Origin of the sequence: Flavonifractor sp. An112 (assembly GCF_002161085.1) — a bacterium.
In the GTDB taxonomy this organism is placed as follows: domain Bacteria; phylum Bacillota; class Clostridia; order Oscillospirales; family Oscillospiraceae; genus Flavonifractor; species Flavonifractor avicola.
On the sequence record NZ_NFLU01000003.1, the window covers coordinates 213041 to 238364 of the forward strand.

The 25324-nt window shown below is 60.9% G+C and carries 26 protein-coding genes; 18 read left to right on the plus strand and 8 right to left on the minus strand.

Going from position 1 to position 25324, the window contains the following annotated elements:
* Positions 1–6: 6 nt before the first annotated feature.
* The 3 genes from B5E56_RS04085 to B5E56_RS04095 are packed head-to-tail and all read right to left on the minus strand — an operon-like array spanning position 7 to position 4335.
* The gene (locus B5E56_RS04085; protein WP_087388758.1) at positions 7–2403 is read right to left on the minus strand and encodes a transglutaminase-like domain-containing protein; all 2397 of its coding nucleotides are present in this window, start codon (positions 2401–2403) and stop codon (positions 7–9) included.
* Complete coding sequence (locus tag B5E56_RS04090; RefSeq protein WP_087388759.1) at positions 2400–3398, minus strand: DUF58 domain-containing protein; 999 nt, start codon at positions 3396–3398, stop codon at positions 2400–2402. Before B5E56_RS04090 ends, B5E56_RS04085 begins: the two co-directional genes overlap by 4 nt.
* 4 nt (positions 3399–3402) lie before the next feature.
* On the minus strand, positions 3403–4335 hold the full coding sequence (locus B5E56_RS04095) for an AAA family ATPase (protein ID WP_087188573.1): 933 nt from the start codon (positions 4333–4335) through the stop codon (positions 3403–3405).
* Between the two features lie 248 nt (positions 4336–4583).
* On the opposite strand from B5E56_RS04095, the gene rimP reads away from it, so the two are divergent.
* From rimP to B5E56_RS04145, 10 genes are all read left to right on the plus strand, one after another.
* The gene (gene rimP, locus B5E56_RS04100) at positions 4584–5039 is read left to right on the plus strand and encodes a ribosome maturation factor RimP (RefSeq protein WP_087188574.1); all 456 of its coding nucleotides are present in this window, start codon (positions 4584–4586) and stop codon (positions 5037–5039) included.
* A gap of 51 nt (positions 5040–5090) precedes the next feature.
* A complete protein-coding gene (gene nusA, locus B5E56_RS04105) occupies positions 5091–6242 on the plus strand; it encodes a transcription termination factor NusA (protein WP_087388760.1) in 1152 nt (383 codons plus the stop codon).
* 39 nt (positions 6243–6281) lie between these two features.
* Positions 6282–6557, plus strand: a complete 276-nt coding sequence (locus B5E56_RS04110) for an RNase P modulator RnpM (protein WP_087188576.1) — start codon at positions 6282–6284, stop codon at positions 6555–6557.
* A complete protein-coding gene (locus tag B5E56_RS04115) occupies positions 6550–7086 on the plus strand; it encodes a L7Ae/L30e/S12e/Gadd45 family ribosomal protein (protein ID WP_087388761.1) in 537 nt (178 codons plus the stop codon). The genes B5E56_RS04110 and B5E56_RS04115 overlap by 8 nt, the downstream gene beginning before the upstream one ends.
* A 117-nt stretch (positions 7087–7203) precedes the next feature.
* Positions 7204–9582, plus strand: coding sequence for a translation initiation factor IF-2 (gene infB / locus B5E56_RS04120; RefSeq protein WP_164496871.1), 2379 nt, complete (start codon positions 7204–7206; stop codon positions 9580–9582).
* Positions 9583–9665: 83 nt separating this feature from the next.
* Positions 9666–10055, plus strand: a complete 390-nt coding sequence (gene rbfA / locus B5E56_RS04125) for a 30S ribosome-binding factor RbfA (protein WP_087188579.1) — start codon at positions 9666–9668, stop codon at positions 10053–10055.
* A 5-nt stretch (positions 10056–10060) separates the two neighbouring features.
* Complete coding sequence (locus B5E56_RS04130) at positions 10061–11011, plus strand: DHH family phosphoesterase (protein ID WP_087388763.1); 951 nt, start codon at positions 10061–10063, stop codon at positions 11009–11011.
* Positions 11004–11888, plus strand: coding sequence for a tRNA pseudouridine(55) synthase TruB (gene truB / locus B5E56_RS04135; RefSeq protein ID WP_087388764.1), 885 nt, complete (start codon positions 11004–11006; stop codon positions 11886–11888). The genes B5E56_RS04130 and truB overlap by 8 nt, the downstream gene beginning before the upstream one ends.
* A gap of 4 nt (positions 11889–11892) precedes the next feature.
* Positions 11893–12804, plus strand: a complete 912-nt coding sequence (ribF, locus tag B5E56_RS04140) for a riboflavin biosynthesis protein RibF (RefSeq protein ID WP_087188582.1) — start codon at positions 11893–11895, stop codon at positions 12802–12804.
* 29 nt (positions 12805–12833) lie between these two features.
* Positions 12834–14150: a DUF1576 domain-containing protein gene (locus B5E56_RS04145; RefSeq protein WP_087388765.1), complete on the plus strand. Its 1317-nt coding sequence runs from the start codon at positions 12834–12836 to the stop codon at positions 14148–14150.
* A 61-nt stretch (positions 14151–14211) separates the two neighbouring features.
* Here the strand turns inward: B5E56_RS04145 and B5E56_RS04150 are convergent, their stop codons facing one another.
* On the minus strand, positions 14212–14529 hold the full coding sequence (locus tag B5E56_RS04150; protein ID WP_087268161.1) for a winged helix-turn-helix transcriptional regulator: 318 nt from the start codon (positions 14527–14529) through the stop codon (positions 14212–14214).
* A 120-nt stretch (positions 14530–14649) separates the two neighbouring features.
* Here B5E56_RS04150 and B5E56_RS04155 point away from each other — a divergent pair, with 120 nt between their 5' ends.
* Positions 14650–15198, plus strand: coding sequence for a nitroreductase family protein (locus tag B5E56_RS04155; RefSeq protein WP_087268158.1), 549 nt, complete (start codon positions 14650–14652; stop codon positions 15196–15198).
* A gap of 51 nt (positions 15199–15249) precedes the next feature.
* Here B5E56_RS04155 and B5E56_RS04160 read toward each other — a convergent pair whose 3' ends face one another.
* Positions 15250–16179, minus strand: coding sequence for an SPFH domain-containing protein (locus tag B5E56_RS04160; RefSeq protein ID WP_191434717.1), 930 nt, complete (start codon positions 16177–16179; stop codon positions 15250–15252).
* Between the two features lie 19 nt (positions 16180–16198).
* The gene (locus tag B5E56_RS04165) at positions 16199–16651 is read right to left on the minus strand and encodes an NfeD family protein (protein ID WP_087388766.1); all 453 of its coding nucleotides are present in this window, start codon (positions 16649–16651) and stop codon (positions 16199–16201) included.
* Between the two features lie 133 nt (positions 16652–16784).
* Between B5E56_RS04165 and B5E56_RS04170 the strand changes: the two genes are divergently transcribed.
* The 6 genes from B5E56_RS04170 (at position 16785) to groL (ending at position 22715) form a co-directional block, all read left to right on the plus strand.
* Complete coding sequence (locus B5E56_RS04170; RefSeq protein WP_087388767.1) at positions 16785–17915, plus strand: THUMP domain-containing class I SAM-dependent RNA methyltransferase; 1131 nt, start codon at positions 16785–16787, stop codon at positions 17913–17915.
* Between the two features lie 3 nt (positions 17916–17918).
* Complete coding sequence (locus B5E56_RS04175; RefSeq protein ID WP_087388768.1) at positions 17919–19091, plus strand: WG repeat-containing protein; 1173 nt, start codon at positions 17919–17921, stop codon at positions 19089–19091.
* Between the two features lie 36 nt (positions 19092–19127).
* Complete coding sequence (locus tag B5E56_RS04180; RefSeq protein ID WP_242958759.1) at positions 19128–20075, plus strand: diacylglycerol/lipid kinase family protein; 948 nt, start codon at positions 19128–19130, stop codon at positions 20073–20075.
* A 42-nt stretch (positions 20076–20117) separates the two neighbouring features.
* Positions 20118–20387: a hypothetical protein gene (locus B5E56_RS04185; protein WP_087388769.1), complete on the plus strand. Its 270-nt coding sequence runs from the start codon at positions 20118–20120 to the stop codon at positions 20385–20387.
* A 202-nt stretch (positions 20388–20589) separates the two neighbouring features.
* Complete coding sequence (locus tag B5E56_RS04190; RefSeq protein WP_087188593.1) at positions 20590–20874, plus strand: co-chaperone GroES; 285 nt, start codon at positions 20590–20592, stop codon at positions 20872–20874.
* A gap of 215 nt (positions 20875–21089) precedes the next feature.
* Positions 21090–22715 carry a chaperonin GroEL gene (gene groL / locus B5E56_RS04195; protein ID WP_087268147.1) on the plus strand — a complete coding sequence of 542 codons (1626 nt, stop codon included), beginning with the start codon at positions 21090–21092 and terminating at the stop codon, positions 22713–22715.
* A 278-nt stretch (positions 22716–22993) separates the two neighbouring features.
* Here the strand turns inward: groL and B5E56_RS04200 are convergent, their stop codons facing one another.
* Together B5E56_RS04200 and B5E56_RS04205 are read right to left on the minus strand one after the other, a co-directional pair.
* Positions 22994–23470 carry a M56 family metallopeptidase gene (locus tag B5E56_RS04200; protein ID WP_087388770.1) on the minus strand — a complete coding sequence of 159 codons (477 nt, stop codon included), beginning with the start codon at positions 23468–23470 and terminating at the stop codon, positions 22994–22996.
* Positions 23467–23844 (minus strand): BlaI/MecI/CopY family transcriptional regulator, encoded by a 378-nt coding sequence (locus B5E56_RS04205; RefSeq protein ID WP_087388771.1) that lies wholly within the window; start codon positions 23842–23844, stop codon positions 23467–23469. The genes B5E56_RS04200 and B5E56_RS04205 overlap by 4 nt, the downstream gene beginning before the upstream one ends.
* 228 nt (positions 23845–24072) lie before the next feature.
* Here B5E56_RS04205 and B5E56_RS04210 point away from each other — a divergent pair, with 228 nt between their 5' ends.
* Positions 24073–25200: an ROK family transcriptional regulator gene (locus B5E56_RS04210; protein ID WP_087388772.1), complete on the plus strand. Its 1128-nt coding sequence runs from the start codon at positions 24073–24075 to the stop codon at positions 25198–25200.
* Positions 25201–25324 lie beyond the last annotated feature (124 nt).

Here is a 25324-nt window from a genome sequence, read left to right on the forward strand (position 1 = left end):
ATCAGGTCAGCACAGACCCAGGATATAGCGGCAGCAGAACCGCTTGTACCAGGGCAGGGCCCTGTCCACCTGAGTGGAGACGGTATGGGCGGCCCGTACGGCGGCCCGCCGCTCCTCCTCTGTCAGAGTGTGGGGGCTGAATTTGGCCTTTTTGGCCAGTTCAAATATCTCCTCAGAGATCTGCCCGCCCCATTTCTCTAACTTTTTCAGGTAGAGATAAGCGGCGATGACGGCCTGGTTGGTGTTTGCCTGACCCAACCGCTTCTCACGCCGGCTTCGGCCGATGGCCCGCCGGCCGGGGAAGGCCAGAACTGCCAGCACGACCGCCAGAGGAATCAGAATGAATCTCAGATCCAGGGGGGCGGACTCCGGCTGGTCCTCTTTGCCGTCATCGGGGGTGGCGGAAGGCCGGGCAGAAGGCTGGGCAGTCTGGGTGGGCGTGGGTGTAGGCGTTGCGGTGGGCGTAGGAGTAGGCGTGGCTGTACCGCTCAGGCCGGGGGTGCTGCCGGCATAGGCGGGGGTGACCTCCACCGGCTCCCAGCCGTAGCCGGGGATATAGACCTCCACCCAGGCGTGGGCGGCGGAATCCGGCACATTCACATGGCCGGAGGAGGGTACGTCGGCCACATAGCCGGTGACATACCGGGCGGGGATGCCCATAGCCCGCAGCATGAGGGTGGCGGCGCTGGCATAGTGCATACAGTAGCCCCGGTGACTCTCGGTGAGGAAATAGGTGACGAAATCCTCTCCCTCCGGGGTGGCGGGGGTGTTGGGATCGTACTGAGTGATGGAGGCCAGATAATCGGCGATGGCCTGGGCGCTCTCCATGGTCCAAAGATGGATCAGGTTGATATCCGATTTTGTGAGGTCAGGAATACCGTTCTCCGAGGTAATGCCGTAGGAGAAATCGGGGGTACTGGTTATTTCCCTGCTGTCGCAGGCCTCCATGACCTGGGGCCAGAATTGGTCGGTGGCCTCTACCATGGCAACCCACAGCGCGGGAGAGTCGGGAATGGTCAGATAATTGTCGTAGACAAAGGCCTGATAGCGCTCCTCCGCCTGACGGGCCTCCACCGGCAGCGCCGCCCCGGAATCGGGGGAGCAGCCGGGCTGGACGTACAGCGTATGGGTCCACACATCCTCCCCTCGGGCCAGATAGGAGTCGTACATGAACTTGGTGCCGCTGAGCTCGTTGGGCTGGGACAGGATGTGATAGGGAACGTACACATAACCAGGGTCAGCCCCTACATTGCGGACCGTGACCTTGGCATATTGATGGCTGGGGAAGGCGTTTCGATCAGCCAGGGCGGGGAAGTTCATAGGCTGATAGCCGTCCAGGGCGTTGGACAGGTCGGAAAGGGGGAATTGGCCGGATACCTCATCGATGGGATAATAGAAGGGACCCAGGTCCTGATAGTCCGATTCCTTCAGAGGCCCCCAGCCGTCGCTGCCGTACACTGCGCTGGAAAAGCCCCGCAGATAGATCCGGCCCCGCAGGTCGGTATCCACCTCCAGCACCGTCCGGCCGGAGAAGTCCAGAGGCCCGGCGTCGTCCAGGGACACCTTGCCGTCGGCATTGGTAAAGGAGCCGCCGCTGCCAAAGCCGAAGGGTCCTTTGCCGTTAAAAAGGGTGATGTTCAGATGAGTTGCCCAGTTGTTGATGGAGTCCAGAGCACCATCTGCCCACTGGGGCCGCTGATAGGTGGATTGGGGCATGGCGGCGTTGAGGAGGAGCAGCAGCAGGGCCACCGCCGGAAAGGAGACCAGGGTGAGCCGTGCGGCTCCTGCCCGGTCCCACCGCCGGGCCAGGGACCCCAGGCCCATCACGCACCAGGCCAGAATGAGCACCATCAGAGGCAGCCAGGCCGGTGTGACAGAAATGCACAGAGGAGCCAGCACAAAGGGAGCGGTGAGCAGGAAGGTGGCGGAAAAAGAAGGGAACCGTATCACCGCCAGGGCCAGCAGAACCACCAGAACAGCGGCCACGGCCAGGGCCAGAATGGTTGCGGCTCTGATCCAGACGGAGGGGGCCAGCTGGAGGATGGGCTCAATAAAGCCGTCCAGCTCCAGACTGGTGCATACCGTATTCACCACAGAACAGCGGAAGGTGATCTCTCCCAGCCGCATGGCGGTGAACATCTGCCATACCACCAGACCGTCAATGCAGAGTACCGCAGCCATACTCACCAGCATCCAGCGGGTAGGGAGTGCGCACAGAACGGTGAGCAAGACTGACAGAAGCACACAGCCTGTAAGGAAAAGGGTGAGCTCAAGAGACTGTCCCACCGCAGAGGAGAAGGACCAGAGGGTGCTGGACAACAGCAGGAAGAGCAGGAAGCCGCCGGTCAGCAGCTCCAGCCAGCCCGGCCGGGGCCGGGGCTGCCGTTTGGAATGCTGTTTCATCGTCCCCCTCCTTCCACACCGTCCGGCGTTACATGGAGATGGCGTACCTTACCGCCGCCGGGCAGCCGGAGGGCGCCGTCCAGAATGGAGCGGCCCTCCAGAGGCGCAGGGGTGGAGAAGACCAGCTCCAGACAGGCAAGCAGAGCGTTGGGACTGTCCACAGCCCGGTCCTCCGCCACGCCGGTGACCGGGGAAGCCCACTGGATGTGGTGGGGCCGGTCCTGCTGCAGCAGCCAGCGGGAGAGAGCCCACAGCTGGGCAAAGGTGCGGTCCAGTTCCTCGGACGGACCGAAGTGGTCATAGGTCACCACAATGGCGGCCTGCTGGGGTTCCAGGGTCTCCCGCACCACCAGTTCGTCCTTTTTAGAGGACAGCTTCCAGTGGACGGACCGCAGGGGGTCCCCCACCCGGTACTCCCGCAGGTCGTAGTCCTCGCCGGGACCGCCGCCGGGCCGGGGGCGGAGTACCGTACCGGCGTTCTCACCGGCAGCCAGCTCCTCCTTCCCCTCAAGTTCCAGCTGGGCGGGAAGGATGAGCACAGCTCGCTCCGGGCCCTTCCGCACCGGCAGAGGAAAGAGCCCCAGCAGGTCGCAGCAGACCGCTTTCTCCACCTGGCAGACCAGACGGCCGCAGTGGGTGGCGGTCACCGTCAGTTCCGCCGGCTTCCGGGCGGTTACCGTGATCTTGCTTTCCCCCGACTCTCCGGTGAGCTGATTGGTCCAGCGCAGCCTGATCCGGGGGCGGATGAGGGGCAGGAAAGAGGAATGGTACAGGAGCACGCCAAACCGGGCGCTGCCGCCTACTGTGATCAGGGGGGCTTGGGGCACTACCGATGCCATGCTTCCCATCCATCCGGGCAGAGCCAGCAGCAGGGAGAGAATGGGAAGCACCAGAATGAGTACCAATACAAAGGTGGACAGGTAAAAGCGGAAAAAGATCTGAAAGAGCACCGCCGCGCCCACCAAAACGGCGTATAAAATCCGACGGCCTGCCATAGCCTTACCCGATCTTGGGCGGCGGGACCAGCCGGAGAATCTCCGCCGCCGGCTGGAAGTTGCCGTTGGCCTCCGCCCGGGGGGAGAGAATGAGCCGGTGTGTCACCACGTCGGCAAACACCATGGATACGTCCTCCGGATTGACAAAGTCCCGACCAAAGACCAGGGCGGCCGCCTTGGCCATGGCGGTAAGGGCCAGAGAGGCACGGGGACTGGCGCCCTGGACGATCATGGGGTGGCTGCGGGTGGCATTGACCAGCCGAATGATATAGTCCAGCACCGGGTCGGATACAAATACCTGGTCGGCCTGGGCACGGAGGGCGGCCAGACTGTTCAGATCCAGCACCTGGCGCACCTGATCCAGCGGGTTGTTTCCCTGCTTGCGGCGCACCATGGCAAACTCGTCCGCCGGGGCGGGGTAGCCCATGGAAAGCCGGATCATGAACCGGTCCATCTGGGAGTCGGGGAGGGGCTGAGTGCCCGAGGCTCCCGCCGGGTTCTGGGTGGCGATGACCAGGAAGGGCTGAGGCACCGGATGGGACACGCCGTCCACGGTGACCTGCCCCTCCTCCATGGCCTCCAGCAGGGCAGACTGGGTACGGCTGGTGGCCCGGTTCAGTTCATCCGCCAGAAACAGGTTGCACAGCACTGCTCCGGGCTGATACTCCATGGCGCCGGTGGACTTGTTGTAGATGGAAAAGCCGGTGATGTCAGAGGGCATCACGTCGGGGGTGAACTGCACCCGGTTATATTGCAGGCTCAGGGCCTTGGAAAAGGCCAGCGCCATGGTGGTCTTACCTACGCCGGGGATGTCCTCCAGCAAGATGTGGCCCCGGGCCAGAATGGCAAGCAGCACTTTGGCGAGCACGTTATCTTTGCCCACCACCGCTTTCTTTACCTCGCCCAAAATTTCCAGGGCCTGCTTGTTGCCTTCCATGCTCCGACCTCCTTAGAACAATAAATCTGATTCCTATTGTACCAGAGGGTTTCCTTATGTCAACTCAAATGCATAAAAAAGACCGGATTGGAAAAAATCACGGCAGACCCTTGCACAAAACACCGGTTTGTGGTATAGTACATACGTTAGTAGTAGAAGTATGGTGAGAGTGGGGTCACGGCTCCGCTCTTTCTTATTGAAAAAACGGGGTATGTAAATTTTTTACAGCCCCTTGCCGGAGGTGGATTATGGCCAAGGTAACGGAACTGGTATCCGCTCTGGCGGCCCCCCTGGTGGAGGCTGCCGGCTGCTCCCTGTGGGACGTGGAATATGTGCGGGAAGCGGGACAGTGGTTCCTGCGGATTTATATTGATAAGGAAGGCGGCGTCTCCATTAACGACTGTGAGGCGGTGAGCCGCCCCCTGTCCGACGCGCTGGACGAGGCCGATCCCATTGAGGGTAGCTATGTGCTGGAGGTCTCCTCCGCCGGCGCCGACCGACCCCTGAAGAAGCCGGAGCACTTTGCCGCCTTTATGGGGGCTGAGGTGGAGGTTCGCCTCTACCGGGCAGTGGACGGCCGGAAGGACCATGTGGGTACCCTGTCCGGCTATGAAAACGGCGACGTGACCATTGAGACGGCGGACGGCCCCAGAACCTTCGTCAAGAAGGACGTGGCCCAGACCCGGCTGTACGTGCGGTTTTAAGATGTAGGGGCGGACAGAAACCGCCCGTGTTGAGGATAAGGAGACAGAACTATGCCGAAGAAGAATGCCAAAGCGCAGAAGACCAATGAGCTGGACGGCAAGGAATTTTTTGCCGCCATCAACCTGATTGAGAAGGAAAAGGGCATCCCCAAGTCCTATATGCTGGAGAAGATCACCCAGGCCCTGGTGTCCGCCTACAAGCGGGACCATGAGACCGTTGGGGACAATGTGACGGTGGAAGCCGATGAGCAGGCCGGCACTGTCCGGATGTTCGTCAAGAAGGACGTGGTGGAGGAGGTAGATAACCCCTGCACCGAGATGAGTCTGGAACAGGCCCGCAGCAAGCTGCCCCAGGCCCAGCTGGGGGACGTGATCCGCATTGAGATCAAGACCCGGGACTTTGGCCGCATTGCCGCTCAGACCGCCCGTCAGGTCATCATCCAGGGTATGCGCGAGGCCGAGCGGGGTATGGTGTACGACGAGTTCTCCTCCAAGGAGCACGAGATCCTCACCGGCGTGGTCACCCGTATCGATCCCCGCTCCGGCGCCGCCAGCCTGCGGATTGGCTCCGGCAGCGAGGCCACCGAGGCCTTCCTGGCTGCCGGCGAGCAGGTCAAGGGCGAGGAGTATGTGGAGGGGATGCGCCTGCGGGTGTATGTGGTGGAGGTCCGCCGTTCCACCAAGGGTCCCCAGGTCCTCATCTCCCGCACCCATCCCGGCCTGGTGAAGCGCCTGTTTGAGATGGAGGTGCCCGAGATTTACGACGGCACTGTGGAGGTCAAGTCCATTGCCCGTGAGGCCGGCTCCCGCACCAAGCTGGCCGTCTGGTCTGCCGATCCCAACGTGGACCCCATCGGCGCCTGCGTGGGTCCCCGGGGCCAGCGTGTCAACAACATCGTGGAGGAGCTCCGCGGCGAGAAGGTGGACATTGTCAAGTGGTCTGAGGACCCCGCCGTGTACATCGCCGCCGCTCTGTCCCCCGCCGATGTCATCAGCGTGGACATCCACGAGGAGGGCAAGACCTGCCGCGTGGTGGTGCCCGACGATCAGCTCTCCCTGGCCATCGGCAAGGAGGGCCAGAACGCCCGGCTGGCCGCCAAGCTGACCGGCTGGAAGATCGACATCAAGCCCGCCTCCGCCCCCGCCGACGAGGAAGTGGAGGACGAGGAGGACGTGATCCTGGAGGACGAGGCCGAGGAGTAAGCCCTCAGTGATCAAATGAAATGGAAGGGGGGCAGAAGGATGCCCAAGAAAATACCCATGCGCCAGTGCGTAGGCTGCCGGGAGATGAAGCCCAAGAAAGAGCTGATCCGGGTGGTGAAGAGCCCCGAGGGGGAAGTCTCCCTGGATTTCAAGGGAAAGAAGCCGGGCCGGGGGGCCTATGTATGTCCCGACGAGGCCTGCCTGAAGCGGGCCCGGAAGGCCAAAGCGCTGGAGCGGGCTTTCTCCGCCCCCATGCCCGACGAGGTATATGAGGCGCTGGAACAGCAGATGCGGGAGGGCGATCAGGATGGATAGCGTACTGCATCTGCTGGGCATCGCCCGTAAGGCAGGCCGTGTGGAGGTAGGCGAGGAGCCGGTGGGCGCCGCCGCCCGGGCCCACCAGGCCAAGCTGATCCTCACCGCCTGTGACGGCGCGGACAACAGCCTGCGCCGGGCCGCTCACTTTGCCGAGATCGGCAAGGTGCCCCACCTGCCTACGCCCTACACCAAGGGCGGCCTGGGCGGTGCGGTGGGCCGTTCTGCCTGCACCATGCTGGCCCTCACCGACGTGGGGCTGGCCGCCGCCATTGCCGCCAAGCTGGCCGCCGCTGATCCGGAGGGCTGCTCTGCCGCAGCGGAACAGCTGAAGGTCCAGGCGGGTAAGGCCCTTCAGCGGCAGAAGGAACAGCGGGCCCATGAGAAGAACCTGCAGAAGAAGAACAAGAAGCCGTGGGCTCCGCCCCCCAAGGCAGCCAAAGCGCCCGAGAATCCGCCCGCGGCCAAAAAGCAGGCAAGACCGTTTGCCCCCAAGGGCAAACTGACCATCAAGAAGCAGCAGCCATGAACAAGAAGTGGCTGAGGACAGATTGGAACAAGCAGGCTTGTTCCAATAAGAAAGCGCAGCGGTCCCGCCGCGTTTTCCTATTGGCGCAAGCCGACCAGTTGGAGGTGGCTTTATTTGCTGAACAACAAATATCGTGTGCATGAGGTGGCCAAGGATTTCAACAAGAACTCCAAGGACATCACCGACATTCTGACCAAATACGCGACGACTCCGAAAAACCATATGCAGCCTCTGGGCGACCGGGAGCTGTCTCTGATTTTCGAGTATCTCACCCAGCACAATCAGGTGGAGAGCATTGAGAGCATCTACGCCGATGTGTATCGGGAACCCAAGGCCGCGGCCAAGGAAACACCTGCCGCCGGGAAGGAGGAGCAGCGCACTGCTCCCGCTCAGCAGCAGAACCAGAAGGGTGGAAAGCCTGTGAAGGAACATACCGCGCCTGTCAATAAGCCCGCCGCTCAGGCGGAGCAGCCCAAGACTCAGCCCGTCCAGCAGCCCAGCCGGCCCACGACCCGTGTGCCTGAGAAGAAGGTTGTGGACACCCGCAAGAGCGGCAACGTGAACCTGGAGAAGTACGACCAGCGTCTGGAGGACCTGGCTGCCGGCAAGACCAAGCAGATGCAGGCCGGCAAGCAGAAGTTCCAGGGCCGCAACCAGCGCAAGGGCGGCTTCCAGGGCGGCAACAAGCGCCGCCAGGAGGAGCAGGAGAAGATGCGCCGGCTCCAGATGGAGATCGCCAAAAAGACCCCCCTCACCGTCAAGATCCCCGACGAGATCGGTGTGGGCGAGCTGGCTTCCCGCATGAAGAAGACCGGCGCCGAGGTGGTCAAGACCCTGATGAAGAACGGCGTCATGGCCTCCCTGTCCGACGTCATCGACTTCGACACCGCCGCTATCATTGCCGAGGAGCTGGGCTGCAAGGTGGAGAAGGAGATCATCGTCACCATCGAGGAGAAGCTCATCGATACTGCTGAGGATAAGGAAGAGGACCTGCTGCCCCGCGCTCCCGTGGTGGTGGTTATGGGCCACGTCGACCACGGCAAGACCTCTCTGCTGGACTATATCCGCAACGCCCATGTGGCGGCGGGCGAGGCCGGCGGCATCACCCAGCACATCGGCGCCTATCAGGTGGAGGTCCAGGGCAAGCCCATTACCTTCCTGGACACCCCCGGCCACGAGGCCTTTACCGCCATGCGTGCCCGCGGCGCTATGATCACCGACGTGGCCATTCTGGTGGTGGCCGCCGACGATGGCATCATGCCCCAGACCGTGGAGTCCATCAACCACGCCAAGGCCGCCAAGATCCCCGTGATCGTGGCCATCAATAAGATGGATAAGCCGGAGGCCAACCCCGAGCGCATTAAGGAGCAGCTCACCAAGTACGAGCTGGTGCCTGAGGAGTGGGGCGGCGAGACCATTATCTGCCCCATCTCCGCCAAGACCGGCGAGGGCATCGACAACCTGCTGGAGATGGTCAACCTGACCGCCGAGATGCAGGAGCTGAAGGCCAACCCCAACCGCTCCGCCCATGGTGCCGTCATCGAGGCCCGTCTGGACAAGGGCCGCGGTCCTGTGGCCACTCTGCTGGTGCAGAACGGTACCCTCCATCAGGGCGACATCATCATTGCCGGTACCGCCGTGGGCCGTGTCCGTGCCATGACCAACGCCCGGGGCGAGAAGCTCACCGAGGCTGGTCCCTCCGTGCCTGTGGAGATCATCGGCATGAGCGAAGTGCCCGGCGCCGGTGACGACTTCCACGCCGTGGCCGACGAGCGTATGGCCCGTGAGCTGGTGGAGCAGCGCAAGCACGACCAGAAGATGGCCGCCTCCGGCCCGGTGGGCAAGGTGAGCCTGGAGGATCTGTTCAGCCAGATCAAGCAGGGCGAGATGAAGGACCTGAACATCATCGTCAAGGCCGACGTTCAGGGCTCCGCCGAGGCCGTCAAGGCCTCCCTGGAGAAGATCTCCAACGACGAGGTCCGGGTGCGGGTCATCCACTGCGCGGTGGGCGCCATCAACGAGAGCGACGTCATGCTGGCTACCACCTCCAACGCCATCATCGTGGGCTTCAACGTCCGTCCCGACTCCAATGCCAAGGACACTGCCGCCCGCAACAAGGTGGATATGCGGATGTACCGCGTGATCTACGACTGCATCAACGAGATCGAGACCGCCATGAAGGGTATGCTGGCTCCCAAGTTCAAGGAAGTGGAGCTGGGCCAGGCCGAGGTGCGCAATGTGTTCCGCATCACCGGCGTGGGCATGGTGGCCGGCTGCTACGTCACGGGCGGCAAGATGCAGCGCGGCGCCCAGATGCGCCTGCTGCGTGACAACGTGGTGATCTACGACGGCTCCATCGCTTCCCTCCAGCGCTTTAAGGACAGCGTGAAGGAAGTGGCCGCCGGATACGAGTGCGGCATCACATTCGAGAAGTTCCAGGACATCAAGGAGGGCGACGTCATTGAAGCCTTCCTGATGGAGCAAATTGAAGTATAATTATAAAAAATGAAATCAGACCCGTTCCGTCCCCAATTCATTTGAGGAGGGGGCGGGTCTGTATTGCGTAATAGGAGAAAAATATGGCAAGTAATCGCATTGGACGTATCAACGAGGAGATCCAGCGGGAGTTGGCCACCCTCATCCGCACGGTCAAGGACCCCCGGGTCCACGGGCTGGTGTCCATCACCGGTGTGGATACCACCTCCGACCTGCGCTATTCCAAGATCTATGTCAGCGTGCTGGACAAGAGCGACGTGAGCGAGGTGGTCAAGGGCCTCAAATCCGCCGGGGGCTATCTGCGGCGGGAGCTGGGTGCGGCCCTGAAGCTGCGCTATACCCCTGAGCTGCAATTTGTGGAGGATGACTCCATCGGTCAGGGCGCCCACATTCTGAGTATGCTGCGGAATCCGGAGGTAGTGAAGCCTGCCAATCCGGCCAACGCCCACATCGATCTGGACAGCGAGGAGTGAGCTCCATGACCTATACCGAAGCTGCGGCCTGGCTGAAGGACCACGACCGCTACCTGATCCTGACCCACAAGCGCCCCGACGGGGACACCATCGGCTGTGCCGCTGCCCTGTGCCTGGGACTGCGTGGTCTGGGCAAGACCGCCCATATCTGCCCCGGCACCGGGGAGACTCATCTCTTCACCCCTTACCTGGAGGGCCTGCTGGCCCCCGAGGGGTATGAGCCGGAGACGGTGGTCAGCGTGGACATCGCCGCCCGGGGCCTTTTTACCAAATCTGGTCAGCCCTGGCTGGAGCGGGGAATCGATCTGGCCATTGACCACCATCCCTCTCAGGAGTTTTTTGCCAAGGAGACCTGCCTGGACGCCGGGCGGGCCGCCTGTGGAGAGATCATTTACGACATTCTGAAGGAACTGGGCCAGGTGAATGAGGAAACCGCCGTGCCGCTCTATGTGGCGGTTTCCACCGACACCGGCTGTTTCCAGTACGGCAACACCACGGCGGACACCCACCGGGTGGCTGCCGCCCTGATGGATACCGGCATTGACGTATTCCCCCTGAATAAGCGCCACTTCCGTACCAAGACCTGGGCCCGGCTTCAGGTGGAACGGCTCATTGTGGAGCGGATGCACCGCTATGAGGACGGCAAGGTGGCCGTGGCCCCCGTGTCTCTGTCTCTGATGGACGAGGCGGGCGCTACCGAGGAGGACATGGAGGACATTGCCGCCTTCCTGGGCCAGATCGAGGGGGTGGAGACCTCCGTCACCGTCCGGGAGCTGGAGGACGGAGCCTGCAAGCTGTCCGTCCGCACCAGCGGCGGACTGAACGCAACCCGCGTGTGCGCCCTGCTGGGCGGCGGCGGACACTCCGCCGCCGCGGGTTGTACCGTGGACGGTACGTTGGAGCAGGCGGAGTCCGCCATCCTGGACGCTATCCGGCAGGTGGAAAGCAATGCCTAACGGAGTCATCATCATCGACAAGCCCCAGGAGTGGACCAGCATGGATATCTGCGCCAAGCTGCGGGGGATCTTCCACGAAAAGCGGATTGGCCACGGCGGCACCCTGGACCCCATGGCTACCGGTGTGCTGCCTGTCTTTGTGGGGCGGGCGACCCGGGCGGTGGAGTTTGCCACCGAGGGGAAAAAGGAATATATCGCCGGATTAAAACTGGGTGTTATGACAAATACCCAGGATACCACCGGCCAGGTGCTGGAACAGCGGCCGGTCCAGGTGGATCGGGAGACCCTGAAAGCGGCCCTGGAACCCTTCCGTGGGGATATTCTTCAGATCCCACCCATGTATTCCGCCATCAAGCGGGACGGCAAAAAGCTCTACGAGCTGGCCCGTGCAGGCAAAGAGGTGGAGCGGCCCCCCAGGCCGGTGACCATCTATGAGCTGGAGGTGCTGGAGGAGGCCCCGGCTGGGTTCCCTCAGGAGGAGGATGCCTGGTATCTGCGGGTGCGCTGCTCCAAGGGCACTTATGTCCGGACCCTGTGCCATGATATTGGGCAGGCGCTGGGCTGCGGTGGCTGTATGTCCGCCCTGCGGCGCACCGAGGCGGCGGGATATACTCTGGATCAGGCGGTAACTCTGGAGGAACTCCAGGCTGCCACCGACCCGGCGGCCCTGCTGATCCCGGTGGACGGCTGTTTTGGGGAATACCCGGCGGTGACCATCAGAGCAGAGGTACTGAAGAAGGCCAAAAACGGCAGTCCCTTTGCCTGCGCCGTGGCTGACGGTACATGGAGGGTGTACGGCCCCGATGGGGAATTTTTGCTGTTGGGCCGGTGCGCCGGCGGTGTAATGGCTACCATCAAAAGTTTTTTCGAGGTGTGAGACAGTGAACGGGACAGAGACAAGACGTGTGATCGCCCTGGGCTTTTTTGACGGCGTTCACTTGGGCCACGGCGCCCTGCTGCGCCGGGTGGGGGAGAAGGCGGCCGAACTGGGAGCCGTCCCGGCGGCGGTCACCTTTGATACCCATCCGGAGAACCTGATCCTCAAGACCCCGGCGGTCCCCCTGCTCAGCTCCCCCCTGGACCGGGCGGAGCTGATGCGGCGGTACTACGGTATCCGGGATGTGATCGTGGCCCACTTTGACGAGCGGATGATGCACCAGCCCTGGCGGGAGTTTGTCACCGACTATCTGGTGAAGGAGCATGGGGCGGTCCATCTGGTGGCCGGCCACGATTTCCACTTCGGCTATAAGGGAGAGGGTAATCCGGAGCGGCTCCAGACACTGTGTCAGGAGCTGGGCATTGGCTGCGATATCATTCCCAAGGTGTGCCGGGACGACATCACGGTGTCATCCACCTATATCCGTACCCTGGTAGCCCAGGGCGAGATGGAGCGGGCCAACGAATTTTTGGGCCATCCCCATACCCTCACCGATACCGTGGCCCACGGCAAGAAGCTGGGGTCCACTCTGGGCTTTCCCACGGTGAATCTGCGGTTCCAGCCCGGTGTGCTGGTGCCCGCCTATGGGGTATATGCTACCAAAGTGTGGTTTGAAAACGGCGACAGCCGCCTGGCGGTGACCAATGTGGGGGTGCGCCCCACGGTGGACGACGGCGACCGGGTGACTGTGGAAGGATTTATCCTGGATTTCAACGGCAACCTGTACGGACAGAGTGTCCGGATGGAGTTTTATAAGCGCCTGCGGGGCGAGCGGAAGTTCGACAGCCTGGAGGAGCTCAAGCAAGAAGTCATGCGTAACGCGGAACAGACCCGAGCCTATTTTGACGGTCGGTAAGACGGCTGCCATCCGAAAGGGGACACCATATGCGCTACCACAAGATTTACCCTGCTGCCATCTGCTTTGCTGCCTATCTGATTGCCATCGGGCTGATCCTGGGTGATCCCACCCAGATTCTGCCCGGCCTGTGGAAGATCATACAGACGGAAGATGCCCTCATCACCGACTATGTGAAGATCGCGGGCATTGGGGCAGCCTTTGTCAACGCCGCCCTGGTCACCCTCATCAGCCTGGGCATCCTCCATTTGAGTAAGGACCCCCTTAACGGCTATACCCTGGTGGAGATCGGCCTGATGGCGGGCTTTGCCCTGTTCGGCAAGAATATCGCCAACATTTGGCCCATTATCTTCGGCACCTTCCTGTACGCCAAGGTCCGCCGGGAGGACTTCGGCAAATATGCCTCGGTGTCCCTGCTGGCCACCTCCCTGTCGCCGGTGGTCAGCTATGTGGCCTTGGACAACGGCTGGGGCAACATCTGGTGGGCTATTCTCATCGGCGCCATCATCGGCTTTGTGCTGCCCCCTCTGTCCGCCTATACATACAAGATCCAGAACGGTATGAACCTGTACAACATGGGCTTCGCCTGCGGCCTGCTGGCTACCATTCTGGTGCCGGTAATGACCTCCCTGGGGGCTGATCCCAACGTGGCGCACCATTGGGCCACCGGCTACAATCTGCAGCTGGGAATCTGCCTGGGCAGCCTGTGCCTGCTCCTCATCATTATGGGCTTGTTTTTCAGCGGACGTCCTATCTGGGCAGCCTGGGCCGGCTACCGCCGGCTGCTGCTCACCACTGGCCGGGCCCCCAGTGACTACCTGCGTATGTTTGGCGCTGCCCCTACTTTGATCAACGTAGGTGTTAACGGACTGATCGGTATGACCTTCATCCTGGCCACCGGCGGCGATTTAAACGGTCCCACTATGGGCGGCATCTTTACCATCATGGGCTTCTCTGCCTTTGGTAAGCACGCCCGCAATATCATCCCCATTATGCTGGGCGTGGTGCTGGGCAGCTTTTGTATGCACTGGCACATCAACGACAGCGGTGTGCAGCTGGCTCTGCTCTTTGGTACCACCCTGGCCCCCATCTCGGGGTATTTTGGCTGGCCCTTCGGCATCGTGGCCGGATTTCTCCACTCCTCGGTGGTGTTGCGGGCAGGCACTCCGGTGGAGGGCTTCAACCTCTACAACAACGGCTTTTCCGGCGGCCTGCTGGCCATCGTGCTCTATCCCATCATCACCGAGGCGGTGCGGCACCGCAAACCGGAGCTGCAGAACGAGGACTACTTCGACGCCTTCGAGCACGACTCGCCGGTGGTTCCCCCGCCTAGCAGAAAGAAATAACCCATTATATTCCTTTACAAAAGAACCCCCGGAACCACTGGTTCCGGGGGTTCTTTTGCATTCAGTTGGCATGGATCTCCTCGTAGGCGTGCGTTCCCCATTCTCCCAGCGCCCGGAGGGCGGGGTCAATGGAACGGCCCAGCTCGGTTAAAGAATACTCCACCTTGGGCGGAATTTCCGGGTACTGCTCCCGGTGGACCAGCTTGCACTGCTCCAGCTCCTCCAGGGATTTGGAGAGCATGACGCTGGAAATGCCGGAAAGCCTGCGCTGAAGCTCGTTAAAACGGATGATCTCCTGTTGGTTCAGCTCCCAGAGGATGCGTAGCTTCCACTTTCCGCTGACCAGTCCCAGGGCGAATTTGACGGGACAGCCCTCCATCAATACCCCTCCTCACTAAGTTTTTTCTTACTGAGTAAAGAAAAATTGCGTACTTGCGCATTTTTAGACGATATTTATAATTATAGCCACAAGCACGAAAAAAGAAAGGGGTATTTCTCAATGAATGTACAGCAGGCGATCGAGACCCGCCGGAGTATCCGCGCCTATGAGGCCCGGCCCGTAGAGCGGGAGAAGCTGGAGGCGGTGCTCCGCACGGGCAATCAGGCGCCCATCTTCGGGCAGTTCCATATGAGTGTGTTTGTGGGGCCGGAGCAGATCAGTGCCGTGGACACCGCGGCGGTGGAGGGGATGGCCCACTCCGGTGTGCCTTTCCTGGAGGATCTGGCCGCCCAGGAGGGCTTCCATCCCCTCTATGGCGCGGCGGCCCTGGTGGTGCTCTCCGCCCCGGGCGGAAATGACGAAAAGGGCTTCAACATGGCCAATGTGTCCTGCGCGGCGGAGAATATGATGCTGGCCGCCACCGAGCTGGGGCTGGGCTCCTGCTTCCTCATGGGTCCCATGATTGCCTTCAGCGACCCGGCTCTGCGTGCCAGACTGGGCCTGCCGGAGGGCTACGAGCCCCTGATCGGTGTAGCCCTGGGCTATGCCGCCGGGGAGCATCCAACCGCTCCGGATCGGAAAAACGACAACATTACATGGTGCGACTGAAAAAGAACGGGACGCCTGCGGGCGTCCCGTTCTTTTTCATAAAAAGGGATGTTAAGACTTCTTGGGGGCGTCGGCGGAGGACTCGAACACCGCCTTGGCGGAGGCGCACAGGCCTGCCAGTCCCTGGATCTCCGAGGGAATAATGAGCTTGGTGGCCTGGCCGTTGGCCGCGGCCTGGAAGGCCTCCAAGGCCTTGATCTTCAGTACCTGGTCGGTGGGGCTGGCCTCGTTGAGGAGCTTCAGGGCCTCGGCGGTGGCCTGCTGCACCTTCAAAATGGCCTCAGCCTCACCCTCGGCCTTCATGATGGCGGCCTGCTTAGCGGCGTCGGCCCGGAGGATGAGGGACTGTTTTTCGCCCTCAGCCACCAGGATCTGGCTCTGCTTCTGGCCCTCGGCCTGGAGGATGGATTCCCGGCGCTCCCGCTCGGCCTTCATCTGCTTCTCCATGGCGTCCTGGATCTCTCTGGGCGGGATAATGTTCTTCAGCTCCACCCGGTTGACCTTGATGCCCCAGGGGTCGGTAGCCTCGTCCAGAATGGAGCGCATCTTGGAGTTGATGATGTCGCGGCTGGTGAGGGATTGGTCCAGCTCCAGCTCACCGATGATGTTGCGCAGGGTGGTGGCGGTCAGGTTCTCAATGGCGCTCATGGGGTGCTCCACGCCGTAGGTATACAGCTTGGCGTCAGTGATCTGGAAGTAGAGCACCGTGTCGATCTGCATGGTGACGTTGTCCTTGGTGATAACGGGCTGGGGGGCAAAATCCACCACCTGCTCCTTGAGGGAGACCACCTTGGCCACCCGCTCCACGAAGGGCAGCTTGAAGTGGACGCCCACGCCCCATACGGCGTGAAAAGCGCCCATACGCTCAATGACATAGGCCTTGGATTGCTGGACGATCTTCAGGTTGGCGGCCAGCAGCAGGATAATCAATACCACCAAAATGATAACAATGATAGGGATGATGGGGATATTGTCAAACATACTCCATTCCTCCTTATTACTAATGAGAAACACAGCGTTCTTTCGAGGGGGTTACAATGAGCTTAACCCCTTCGATCCGCAGGACCCGCACAGGGGTACCTTCGGGGATGGGCTCTTCCGACTCGGAACGTGCGGTCCAGACGGCGCCGCTTACGGTGACCTGACCCTTGGCGGCCCGGTTGTCGATGGCCTGGGTGACCACACCTTCGGCGCCCACCGCCCGGTCGGCGTTGGTGGCCACCTGCTTGGGGGTCACATAGCGCTGGGCCAGGGGACGGATCACCAATAGGGTGACCAGAGAGACCACCAGGAATACCGCAAATTGAATCCAGATGTTATCCACAAAAAAGGACGTGATCAGTGCGGCCAGTGCGCCCAGCGCGAACCACAGGGAGACCAGAGTCACAGTCACTCCCTCCAGAACGGCCAGAACCACCAGCGCCACCAGCCAGCAAATACTGGGTATTGGCATAGACGGACCTCCTTTCTTACGCTTATCCTAGCATAGTTCCATAAAAAAGGGAAGTGACATTCCGTTACAGTTTGCCAAGCGGAGCGAAATAGGGTATACTGGACCAAACGATTGCTGTGACAAGGAGCCTGACATGAAAGAACTGGAATTGCTGATCCCCACGCTGTTTGGCCTGGAGGGCCTGTGTGCCGAGGAGCTGCGCCGGCTGGGTCTGCCGGAGGTGAAGGCAGAGAACGGCCGGGTGGGCTGCAAGGCCCGGCCGGCGGACATCCCCCGGGTGAATCTGAACCTGCGTACCGGCGAGCGGGTGCTGCTGGTGGTGGGGCGGTACCATGCTGCCGACTTTGAGGCCCTGTTTGAAGGGGCCAAAGCCCTGCCCTGGGAGAACTTTATCCCTCGGGAGGGGGCCTTCCCGGTGAAGGGCTATTCCCTCAACTCCCAGCTCCATGCCCTGCCTGCCATCCAGTCTGTGCTGAAAAAGGCTCTGGCTGCCCGGCTGGGGCAGAAGTACGGCCTGGATACCCTGCCGGAGACCGGCGCCCTCTATCAGGTCCAGTTCTCTCTGATGCACGATGAGGTCACCCTGATGCTGGATACCACCGGGGCGGGGCTCCACAAGCGGGGCTACCGTGCGGTGGGCGTGGTGGCGCCTCTGCGGGAGACCCTGGCCGCCGCTATGGTGCTCCTCTCCCGCTACCGGGGGAAAGATCCCTTCTGCGATCCCTTCTGCGGCTCGGGCACCATCGCCATTGAGGCCGCTCTCATCGCCAAGAACCGGGCCCCCGGACTGAACCGGGCCTTCTCCGCCCAGCGTTGGAAGTGGCTGGACAGCGGGCTGTGGCTCCAGGCCGCCGACGAGGCCATGGACAAGGAGTTCCATGGTGACTACGACATCTGGGGCGGGGACATCGACCCCAAGGCGGTAGCCGTTGCCCGGGACAATGCGGTAAAGGCCGATGTGGAGGATGTGGTCCGCTTTGAGGTGGCCGACGCCACCAAATTCCACCGGGACGCCCCCGTGGGCCGGGTGGTCACCAATCCCCCCTACGGTGAACGCATTCTGGAGAAGCGGGAGGCGGAGGACCTGTACCGGGCCTTCGGCAAGGCAGTGCGCACCCTGCCGGAGGGGTGGAAGGTGAGCGTACTCTCCTCCCATACCGAGTTTGAGCGGACCTTTGGCCGGACGGCGGACAAGAAACGGAAGCTGTATAACGGTATGCTGAAATGCGACCTGTTCCAGTATGGCCTTGACAGACGGAGGTAGGATATGAAAAAGGAGCGGACACTGCGATTGTCCTGTTTGATGCTGGCGCTCTGCCTCGTGCTGGGTGGACAGGCTCTGGCCGCACCCGAGGGAGCTACAGTGTGGGGCTACAGCGAGGGACTGGCCCAGTGTGAGTATAACGGCAAGTGGGGCTTTGTGGACGCTCAGAAGCGGGTAGTCATCCCCCTGAAATACAACAGTGTGGTATCCTTCTCCATGGGCTTGGCCGCCGTCAATCTGGATGGAAAGTTGGGTGTGATCCGGCCGGACGGCACCTACCTGATCCAGCCGGAGTACGGCACGCTGCTGCCCCTGGACTGCGGCCTCTATGTGGTGCAGAAGGGTACCCGCTGGGGTGTGGCCAGTATCCTGCCTTTCTCCGACGGCCAGGAGGGGACCACCAATCTGCTGTACGACCTGATCTATGACAGTGCCACCATCACGGAGCAGGGAGGGACCCGGGTCCTTACCTTGACCCGCGATGGAGAGGTCACCAAGATCCCGGTCTTTGAGCTGCCCCGCATCCTGGTGGAGAAGGGGGTGCCCTCCGCCCGGTTTTCTCTGACCCGGGGCAAGCTGCCCGATTTCAGCGATGTGTCTCCCAGGGACTGGTTTGCGGTATGGGTGGATATCGCCTACAATGTGGGGCTGACCTCCGGTGTGGGCGGCAACCGGTATGCGCCGGAGCAGACCCTGACGGTGGCTGAGGTGCTCAAGCTGGCCGCCACCATGGAAAGCCGCTATAAAGATGACAGCTTCCATACCAGCAGTTCCACCGGACCCTACTGGTACTCCGGCGCGGTGAACTACTGTCTGGCCAGCGGCATCATTCAGAGCGGCACCTTCAGCCAAAAGGACTACCTGCGCCCGGCTACCCGGCGGGAGATCGCCCAGATCTTTGCGGCTACCAGCCAGGCCAAGCACATGAAGAACATCAACGATCTGTCCAGGATCAAGGTCTCCGTGCCCGACGTCAAGCCGGGCGATCCTGGCGCGGACGCCATTTACAGCCTGTATGCCAAGGGCGTGCTCACCGGTGTGGACAGCAAACTGACCTTTAACCCCAAGGGAACGGTGACCCGGGCGGAGGCGGCGGCCATTGTGGCCCGTATGGCTAGGGCGGAGCAGCGGCTGACCCTCTGGGGGACATTTAATCCCAATGTCCTTGCCGCATGAGTTGGAGCAGATTGAAAGAGAGAGAGGAGGGTGCCTGTGCGGCACCTGTTCGTGATGAACCCCCATGCGGGGAAGTTTGACCGCAGCCAGGAGATGCTGGAGAAGATACGCCACATTATGGCTGGCCGCCGGTCGGAGTGGTCGGCGGTGCGGACGGAGGGAAGCGGCCACGCCACCCGTTTGGTGCAGGAGGCCGCCCAACAGGGAGACCCGCTGCGGGTATATGCCTGCGGCGGAGATGGTACCCTCAATGAGGTGGTCAACGGAGCCGCGGGACAGGCCCATGTAGCGGTGACCCACTGCCCCATGGGTTCGGGCAATGACTTTCTGCGCATATTCGGCCAGGATGCAGCCCGGTTCTGGCAGCTGGAGCAGCTGCTGGATGGGCCGCAGACCGCCATGGACTTAATCGAATGCAACGGGCGATACTCCCTGAATGTGTGTTCGGTGGGCTTTGACGCCCGCATCGGTTTTGGAGCGGCTGACTTCAAGAAGCTGCCTCTGGTCAGCGGCACGGCGGCCTATCAGATGTCCGCCCTGCGCACCATCATCCGGGGGATTCACCTGCCCTATCAGGTGTCAATCGATGGCGAACCTATGCCCGGCGACCGGTTCACCCTGTTGTGCGCCTGCAATGGCCGGTACTACGGCGGCGGTTTCAATCCAAGTCCCACGGCTATGCCCGACGACGGGATGCTGGACTTCATTGTAATCCCGGCAGTGTCCCGTTTTACGGTCCTGGCACTCATCAAAAAATTTGCCCGGGGGGAGATCGGGGACATCCCGCAGGCCATTCTGCGCCGGGGCCGGACTATGAATGTGCGGTGCGACCGGCTCACCGCAGTCAATGTGGACGGCGAACTGGTGGAAGGGACCGACCTGTCCATCCGCCTGTCCGATCAGAAGGTGCAGTTTTTCTATCCCGCCGGGGCCACATGGCAGGGGGCGCGAGCTTGTAAAGAGAAAGCGTGTATGGTAAAATAGAGATGTACAAATATAGGCCTATCCGCTCAAAAGGAGGGTATTATGTACAGAATCGTCAAGTGGACCATGATTATTTTGAGCGTCCTCTATCTTCCCTGCGTCTTTCTGGTCCCATTTTTGACTGCCCTGCGTACGAGTCTGCTGGCGTGGCTGCTCTATGCGGTTTTTGTGGCGGTCACTGTCTTTGTGTGCGCCATCAACAGCAAAGCCTGCCGCACGGTGGGTCAGGGCATGGACCTGGACGAAAAGAATAAGGAGATCAGGATTACCCAGGAATTGGAGCGTTCCAAGCATTACTGGAGCCAGATGTGAGAGCATGGATTAGCACTCCTGCTGTGAGTTTGTGAACAAAACTTGAATTTTTCCAAAACTGACCCCCTTTTTTCAAAAAAGGGGGTTGATTTTTTGTGCGGAGAGAGGTATTATCATACACGTGGTTAGCACTCCGGTAAAATGAGTGCTAACAGATTGGATTGGTTAATAAGAAAATGAATCATATAAGGAGGAACCCATTATGAAACTCAAGCCTCTCGCCGACCGTGTGGTCATCAAGCTGGTTGAGGCCGAAGAAAAGACCAAGAGCGGCATCATCCTGACTGGTTCTGCCAAGGAGAAGCCCGAAGTGGCTCAGGTCATCGAGGTGGGCCCCGGCGGCCTGGTGGACGGCAAGGAAGTCACCATGACCGTGAAGGTGGGCGACAAGGTCATCACCAGCAAGTATGCCGGTACTGAGGTGAAGATCGACGGCGAGGAGTACACCATCGTTCGTCAGTCCGATATCCTGGCTATCGTGGAGTAAAGAACGTCCAGGGGGGATTGCATCCCCCCTAGATACGAAACCGCCGCGCCGCAGGCGGCACAGCGGTTTCGATACCCCCCTCGCCTTTGTACACAAAGGCGGTTGCCCGCCGGTGGCGGAGCAAGCATAGGTGTCCTGCGCAGGCGCGTGTCCTGCTCCGGACAAATTTTGATTTTAATTCCGCTCAGGCGGAATTTGCATGGAGGTAATTCATTATGGCTAAGATCATTTGCTACGGTGAGGAAGCCCGTCACGCTCTGGAGCGCGGCGTCAATCAGCTGGCCGATACCGTTAAGATCACCATGGGCCCCAAGGGCCGCAACGTGGTGCTGGACAAGAAGTTCGGCGCTCCCCTGATCACCAACGACGGCGTGACCATCGCTAAGGAGATCGAGCTGGACGATCCCTTTGAGAACATGGGCGCTCAGCTGGTGAAGGAAGTTTCCACCAAGACCAACGACGTGGCCGGCGACGGCACCACCACCGCCACCCTGCTGGCCCAGGCCATCATCCGTGAGGGCCTGAAGAACCTGGCTGCCGGTGCCAATCCCATGGTCATGAAGAAGGGCATTGCCAAGGCTACCGCCACCGCCGTGGAGGCCATCAAGGCCAACTCCAAGAAGGTCAACGGCTCCGACGATATCGCCCGCGTGGGCACCGTGTCCTCCGGCGACGAGACCGTGGGCAAGCTGATTGCCGAGGCCATGGAGAAGGTTTCCAACGACGGCGTTATCACCGTTGAGGAGTCCAAGACCGCTGAGACCTACAGCGAGGTCGTGGAAGGTATGCAGTTCGACCGCGGCTATATCACCCCCTATATGGTCACCGATACCGAGAAGATGGAGGCCGTTCTGGACGACGCCCTCATCCTCATCACCGATAAGAAGATCTCCAACATTCAGGAGCTGCTGCCCATCCTGGAGCAGGTGGTGCAGTCCGGCAAGAAGCTGCTGGTCATCGCCGAGGACGTGGAGGGCGAGGCTCTGTCCACCCTCATCGTCAACAAGCTGCGCGGCACCCTGAACGTGGTGTGCGTCAAGGCCCCCGGCTTCGGCGACCGCCGCAAGGAGATGCTGGAGGATATCGCCGTTCTGACTGGCGGTACCGTCATCACTGCCGACATGGGCTATGAGCTGAAGGAAGCCACCATGGATATGCTGGGCAAGGCCCGCCAGGTGAAGGTCTCCAAGGAGAACACCATCATCGTGGATGGCGCCGGCTCCTCCGAGGCCATCAAGAACCGCACCAACCAGATCCGCAGCCAGATTGAGACCACCACTTCCGACTATGACCGCGAGAAGCTCCAGGAGCGTCTGGCCAAGATGGCCGGCGGCGTGGCCATCATCCGCGTGGGCGCTGCCACCGAGGTGGAGATGAAGGAGAAGAAGCTCCGCATCGAGGACGCTCTGAACGCCACCCGCGCCGCTGTTGAGGAAGGCATTGTGGCCGGCGGCGGTACCGCTTATGTGAACGCTGTCTCCGCTGTGGAGAAGCTGCTGAATGAGACCGAGGGCGACGAGAAGACCGGTGTCCGCATCATCGCCAAGGCTCTGACCGAGCCCATGCGCCAGATCGCCACCAACGCCGGCATCGACGGCTCCGTGGTGCTGGAGAACGTGAAGAAGGCCGACAAGACCGGCTACGGCTTCGACGCCTACAACGAGACCTATGTGGACATGATCTCCGCCGGTATTGTGGATCCCACCAAGGTGACCCGTTCCGCTCTGGAGAACGCTGCTTCCATCGCTGCCACCCTGCTGACCACTGAGGCTCTGGTGGCCGACAAGAAGGAGCCCGCTCCCGCTGCTCCCGCTGCCCCCGACATGGGCGGTATGTACTAATCCAACGCCAAACATTGGGGCCCCCGGAATATTGTTCCGGGGGCCTTTTCTTGTCGGACACCAGTACAAGCGTTTTGCCGGAGGCAAAACCTTGATGCCGGGCGGATTCATTCCGCCCCAGCAGATAAAATGGGGGTCCCCGCGGAATTGCGGATTCCGTGGGGAGGGCCGACAAGAAGGAGGCCGCTCCTGCTGCTCCCGCTGCCCCCGACATGGGCGGTATGTACTAATCCAACGCCAAACGTTTGGGCCCCCGGAACATTGTTCCGGGGGCCCTTTTATGTTTGGGATCGGTCCGGCTGGAGCGGTCCGCCGCTGGTGATGGCCGCCCAGGTTCTGCCGCCGTCGCCGGTGACAAAGACACAGGACAGCGTGTCCTCCTGACCGCCATCATAATACATACTGACTGTAAGTAGAGTCCCTACGTCCAGAGCAGCACCACTGGGTATGGCAGCCTGTTGTGCAAGGTCTGCCGCAGCAGGTGGGAGAGTGGTCTGTGCCTGGGACAGCTGAGGTACTTGGGCTGATCCCTGCCCAAGTACGGTTGCCATCCCTTGCTCCGCCGGGGCAGGAACGAAGTTTTGCAGGGAAAAGGCGCTCTCCACGCTGCCTGGAATCAGCAGCCGGGCGGCAGGCAGCAGCCACAGGGCGTAGAGGATCACAGGGGAGATGCGCCTGCGGAAGAGTGCGCGCAGGAGCAGCAGCACGGCGATGAGTAAAGTCCCCTGTACGGTCATTTGCAGCAGCTGCGTCATGAGCCTTCCCTGCCTTTCCGCAAAAGCGTGATCAGCTCTTCTACCTCTGCGCTGTCCAGCGCCTCCGAGCTCACCAGAGAATGGGCCAGCAGGGCCACGTCCCCGCCGTATACCCGGTCCAAAATCTGCCGGGTCTCCTCCTGTACCGCTGCTTCCTTCTGAATCAGTGGCCGGTAGAGCTTTACCGGCTTGGCCTCTTCACAGGAGATGGCCCCCTTCTTCTCCATACGCTTCAGGAAGGCGGCTACCGCCGGCTTGCTCCAGTTCTGGGCCGCAACACCGTCACAGATCTCCCGAAAGGTAGCAGTCCCTCGTTTCCAGATCTCCTGCATGATGAGCCACTCGCTGTGAGAAAGAGATACACTGCGTTCCATACCACACCCCCATTAACTATTTGTCTAATAAGACTATAGCGCATCTCGAACGGGAAGTCAAGAAGATATTAACTAAATAGTTAATAGAGCCGGCGGCTGGGGAAAGCAGGAGGAGGTGCCCTTTCCTTCACAAGCTGAAAAATTCTTTCAGGTGCCCCTTGCATTTTAGACCAGAATATGATAGGTTGATAGTAATAGAAAATACTTTTATAAAAGAAGGGGTGGCGTATGCAAAAAGCGTTGACGTCTGCGGCCCTGAAACAAACCAATCGGCGAAGAATCTATCAATATATTTATCAAAATGGGGAGCCGGTGACCAAGCAGGAGATTGCCGGGGCCCTGGGGCTGAGTTTGCCTACGGTATCCGGTAATCTGAACGATTTTCTGGAGGAGGGCCTGCTGTCCTATTCCGGCACCCAGGCCTCCACAGGCGGGCGGAAGCCCAGGACCATCTCCCTGGTGGCGGACGCGCGGTTTTCTGTGGGCATCTCCGTTATGGATGACGCGGTGCGGCTGGTGGCCATCAACATCCGGGCTCAGGAGTTGGGATACCAAAAGATCTATAAGAAATTCAATCATGGTCCCCGCTACTATCAGGAGGTGGCCCAGCTGCTGGAGCACTTCCTGGACGCGCTGGGGCTGGATCGAAAAAGACTGCTGGGTGTGGGGATCACCGTTCCGGGCATTGTGGATGCGGAGCGGGAGCGGCTGGTGTTTGCCCCCACGCTGGAACTGCGGGATATCCCTCTGGCTGAAATCACAGGGGCCTTTTCCTACGCGGTTCGCGTAGAAAACGACGCCAATGCCAGCGGATATGCGGAGAGCTGGGCAAGAAGCGAGAGCAGAAATTTGATTTATCTCTCTCTGGAGCGCGGCGTGGGCGGCGCCATCCTGATGGGGAACAAGCCCTATGTCGGGGACAACGGCCGCAGCGGCGAATTCGGCCATATCTGCATTGTGCCTGACGGCAGACCCTGCCGGTGCGGCAAGCGGGGCTGCCTGGAAGCCTACTGCTCCACATCCCGGCTCAGCGATGATCTGGGCATTACCCTGGAGGAGTTTTTCTCCATGCTGAAGTGCGGCAACTACCAGATTGCCCTGACCTGGGAGCAATATCGCCATCACCTGACCGACGGCCTGGCCATCATTCGGATGGGCATGGACTGTGATATTGTGCTGGGCGGAATGCTGGCGGCCTATCTGGAGGACCAGCTGGATCTGATCCGGCAGGAGGTATGCCAAAAGACCCTCTTTGACGAAGATGGCGCATTTCTGACCTTGGACCGGTTCAAATCTCACAGCGCCTGTGTGGGCACGGCCCTGCACGATGTGAACCGCTTCTTGGATTCCTTTTAATGAAATAAGAAAAAAGGGACGCCCGGCAGCAGTGCTGCCGGGCGTCCCTTTTTGGCAAATGGCACATAGCACTTTATACAATCTTTTAGGCAATTGGGAGAAATGTCAAAAAGGGGATTGACTT

What these genes read in the sequence shown, in the direction of transcription:
- rimP (WP_087188574.1), top strand. Translation starts at nt 4,584, where the DNA reads ATGGCCAAGGTAACGGAACTGGTATCCGCTCTGGCGGCCCCCCTGGTG.
- B5E56_RS04165 (WP_087388766.1), bottom strand. Translation starts at nt 16,651, where the DNA reads ATGCCAATACCCAGTATTTGCTGGCTGGTGGCGCTGGTGGTTCTGGCC.
- B5E56_RS04175 (WP_087388768.1), top strand. Translation starts at nt 17,919, where the DNA reads ATGAAAAAGGAGCGGACACTGCGATTGTCCTGTTTGATGCTGGCGCTC.
- B5E56_RS04190 (WP_087188593.1), top strand. Translation starts at nt 20,590, where the DNA reads ATGAAACTCAAGCCTCTCGCCGACCGTGTGGTCATCAAGCTGGTTGAG.
- B5E56_RS04150 (WP_087268161.1), bottom strand. Translation starts at nt 14,529, where the DNA reads ATGGAGGGCTGTCCCGTCAAATTCGCCCTGGGACTGGTCAGCGGAAAG.
- B5E56_RS04085 (WP_087388758.1), bottom strand. Translation starts at nt 2,403, where the DNA reads ATGAAACAGCATTCCAAACGGCAGCCCCGGCCCCGGCCGGGCTGGCTG.
- B5E56_RS04205 (WP_087388771.1), bottom strand. Translation starts at nt 23,844, where the DNA reads ATGGAACGCAGTGTATCTCTTTCTCACAGCGAGTGGCTCATCATGCAG.
- groL (WP_087268147.1), top strand. Translation starts at nt 21,090, where the DNA reads ATGGCTAAGATCATTTGCTACGGTGAGGAAGCCCGTCACGCTCTGGAG.
- B5E56_RS04145 (WP_087388765.1), top strand. Translation starts at nt 12,834, where the DNA reads ATGCGCTACCACAAGATTTACCCTGCTGCCATCTGCTTTGCTGCCTAT.
- B5E56_RS04185 (WP_087388769.1), top strand. Translation starts at nt 20,118, where the DNA reads ATGTACAGAATCGTCAAGTGGACCATGATTATTTTGAGCGTCCTCTAT.
- B5E56_RS04095 (WP_087188573.1), bottom strand. Translation starts at nt 4,335, where the DNA reads ATGGAAGGCAACAAGCAGGCCCTGGAAATTTTGGGCGAGGTAAAGAAA.
- B5E56_RS04110 (WP_087188576.1), top strand. Translation starts at nt 6,282, where the DNA reads ATGCCCAAGAAAATACCCATGCGCCAGTGCGTAGGCTGCCGGGAGATG.
- truB (WP_087388764.1), top strand. Translation starts at nt 11,004, where the DNA reads ATGCCTAACGGAGTCATCATCATCGACAAGCCCCAGGAGTGGACCAGC.
- rbfA (WP_087188579.1), top strand. Translation starts at nt 9,666, where the DNA reads ATGGCAAGTAATCGCATTGGACGTATCAACGAGGAGATCCAGCGGGAG.
- nusA (WP_087388760.1), top strand. Translation starts at nt 5,091, where the DNA reads ATGCCGAAGAAGAATGCCAAAGCGCAGAAGACCAATGAGCTGGACGGC.
- B5E56_RS04115 (WP_087388761.1), top strand. Translation starts at nt 6,550, where the DNA reads ATGGATAGCGTACTGCATCTGCTGGGCATCGCCCGTAAGGCAGGCCGT.
- B5E56_RS04130 (WP_087388763.1), top strand. Translation starts at nt 10,061, where the DNA reads ATGACCTATACCGAAGCTGCGGCCTGGCTGAAGGACCACGACCGCTAC.
- B5E56_RS04170 (WP_087388767.1), top strand. Translation starts at nt 16,785, where the DNA reads ATGAAAGAACTGGAATTGCTGATCCCCACGCTGTTTGGCCTGGAGGGC.
- B5E56_RS04160 (WP_191434717.1), bottom strand. Translation starts at nt 16,179, where the DNA reads ATGTTTGACAATATCCCCATCATCCCTATCATTGTTATCATTTTGGTG.
- B5E56_RS04210 (WP_087388772.1), top strand. Translation starts at nt 24,073, where the DNA reads ATGCAAAAAGCGTTGACGTCTGCGGCCCTGAAACAAACCAATCGGCGA.
- B5E56_RS04090 (WP_087388759.1), bottom strand. Translation starts at nt 3,398, where the DNA reads ATGGCAGGCCGTCGGATTTTATACGCCGTTTTGGTGGGCGCGGCGGTG.
- B5E56_RS04200 (WP_087388770.1), bottom strand. Translation starts at nt 23,470, where the DNA reads ATGACGCAGCTGCTGCAAATGACCGTACAGGGGACTTTACTCATCGCC.
- B5E56_RS04155 (WP_087268158.1), top strand. Translation starts at nt 14,650, where the DNA reads ATGAATGTACAGCAGGCGATCGAGACCCGCCGGAGTATCCGCGCCTAT.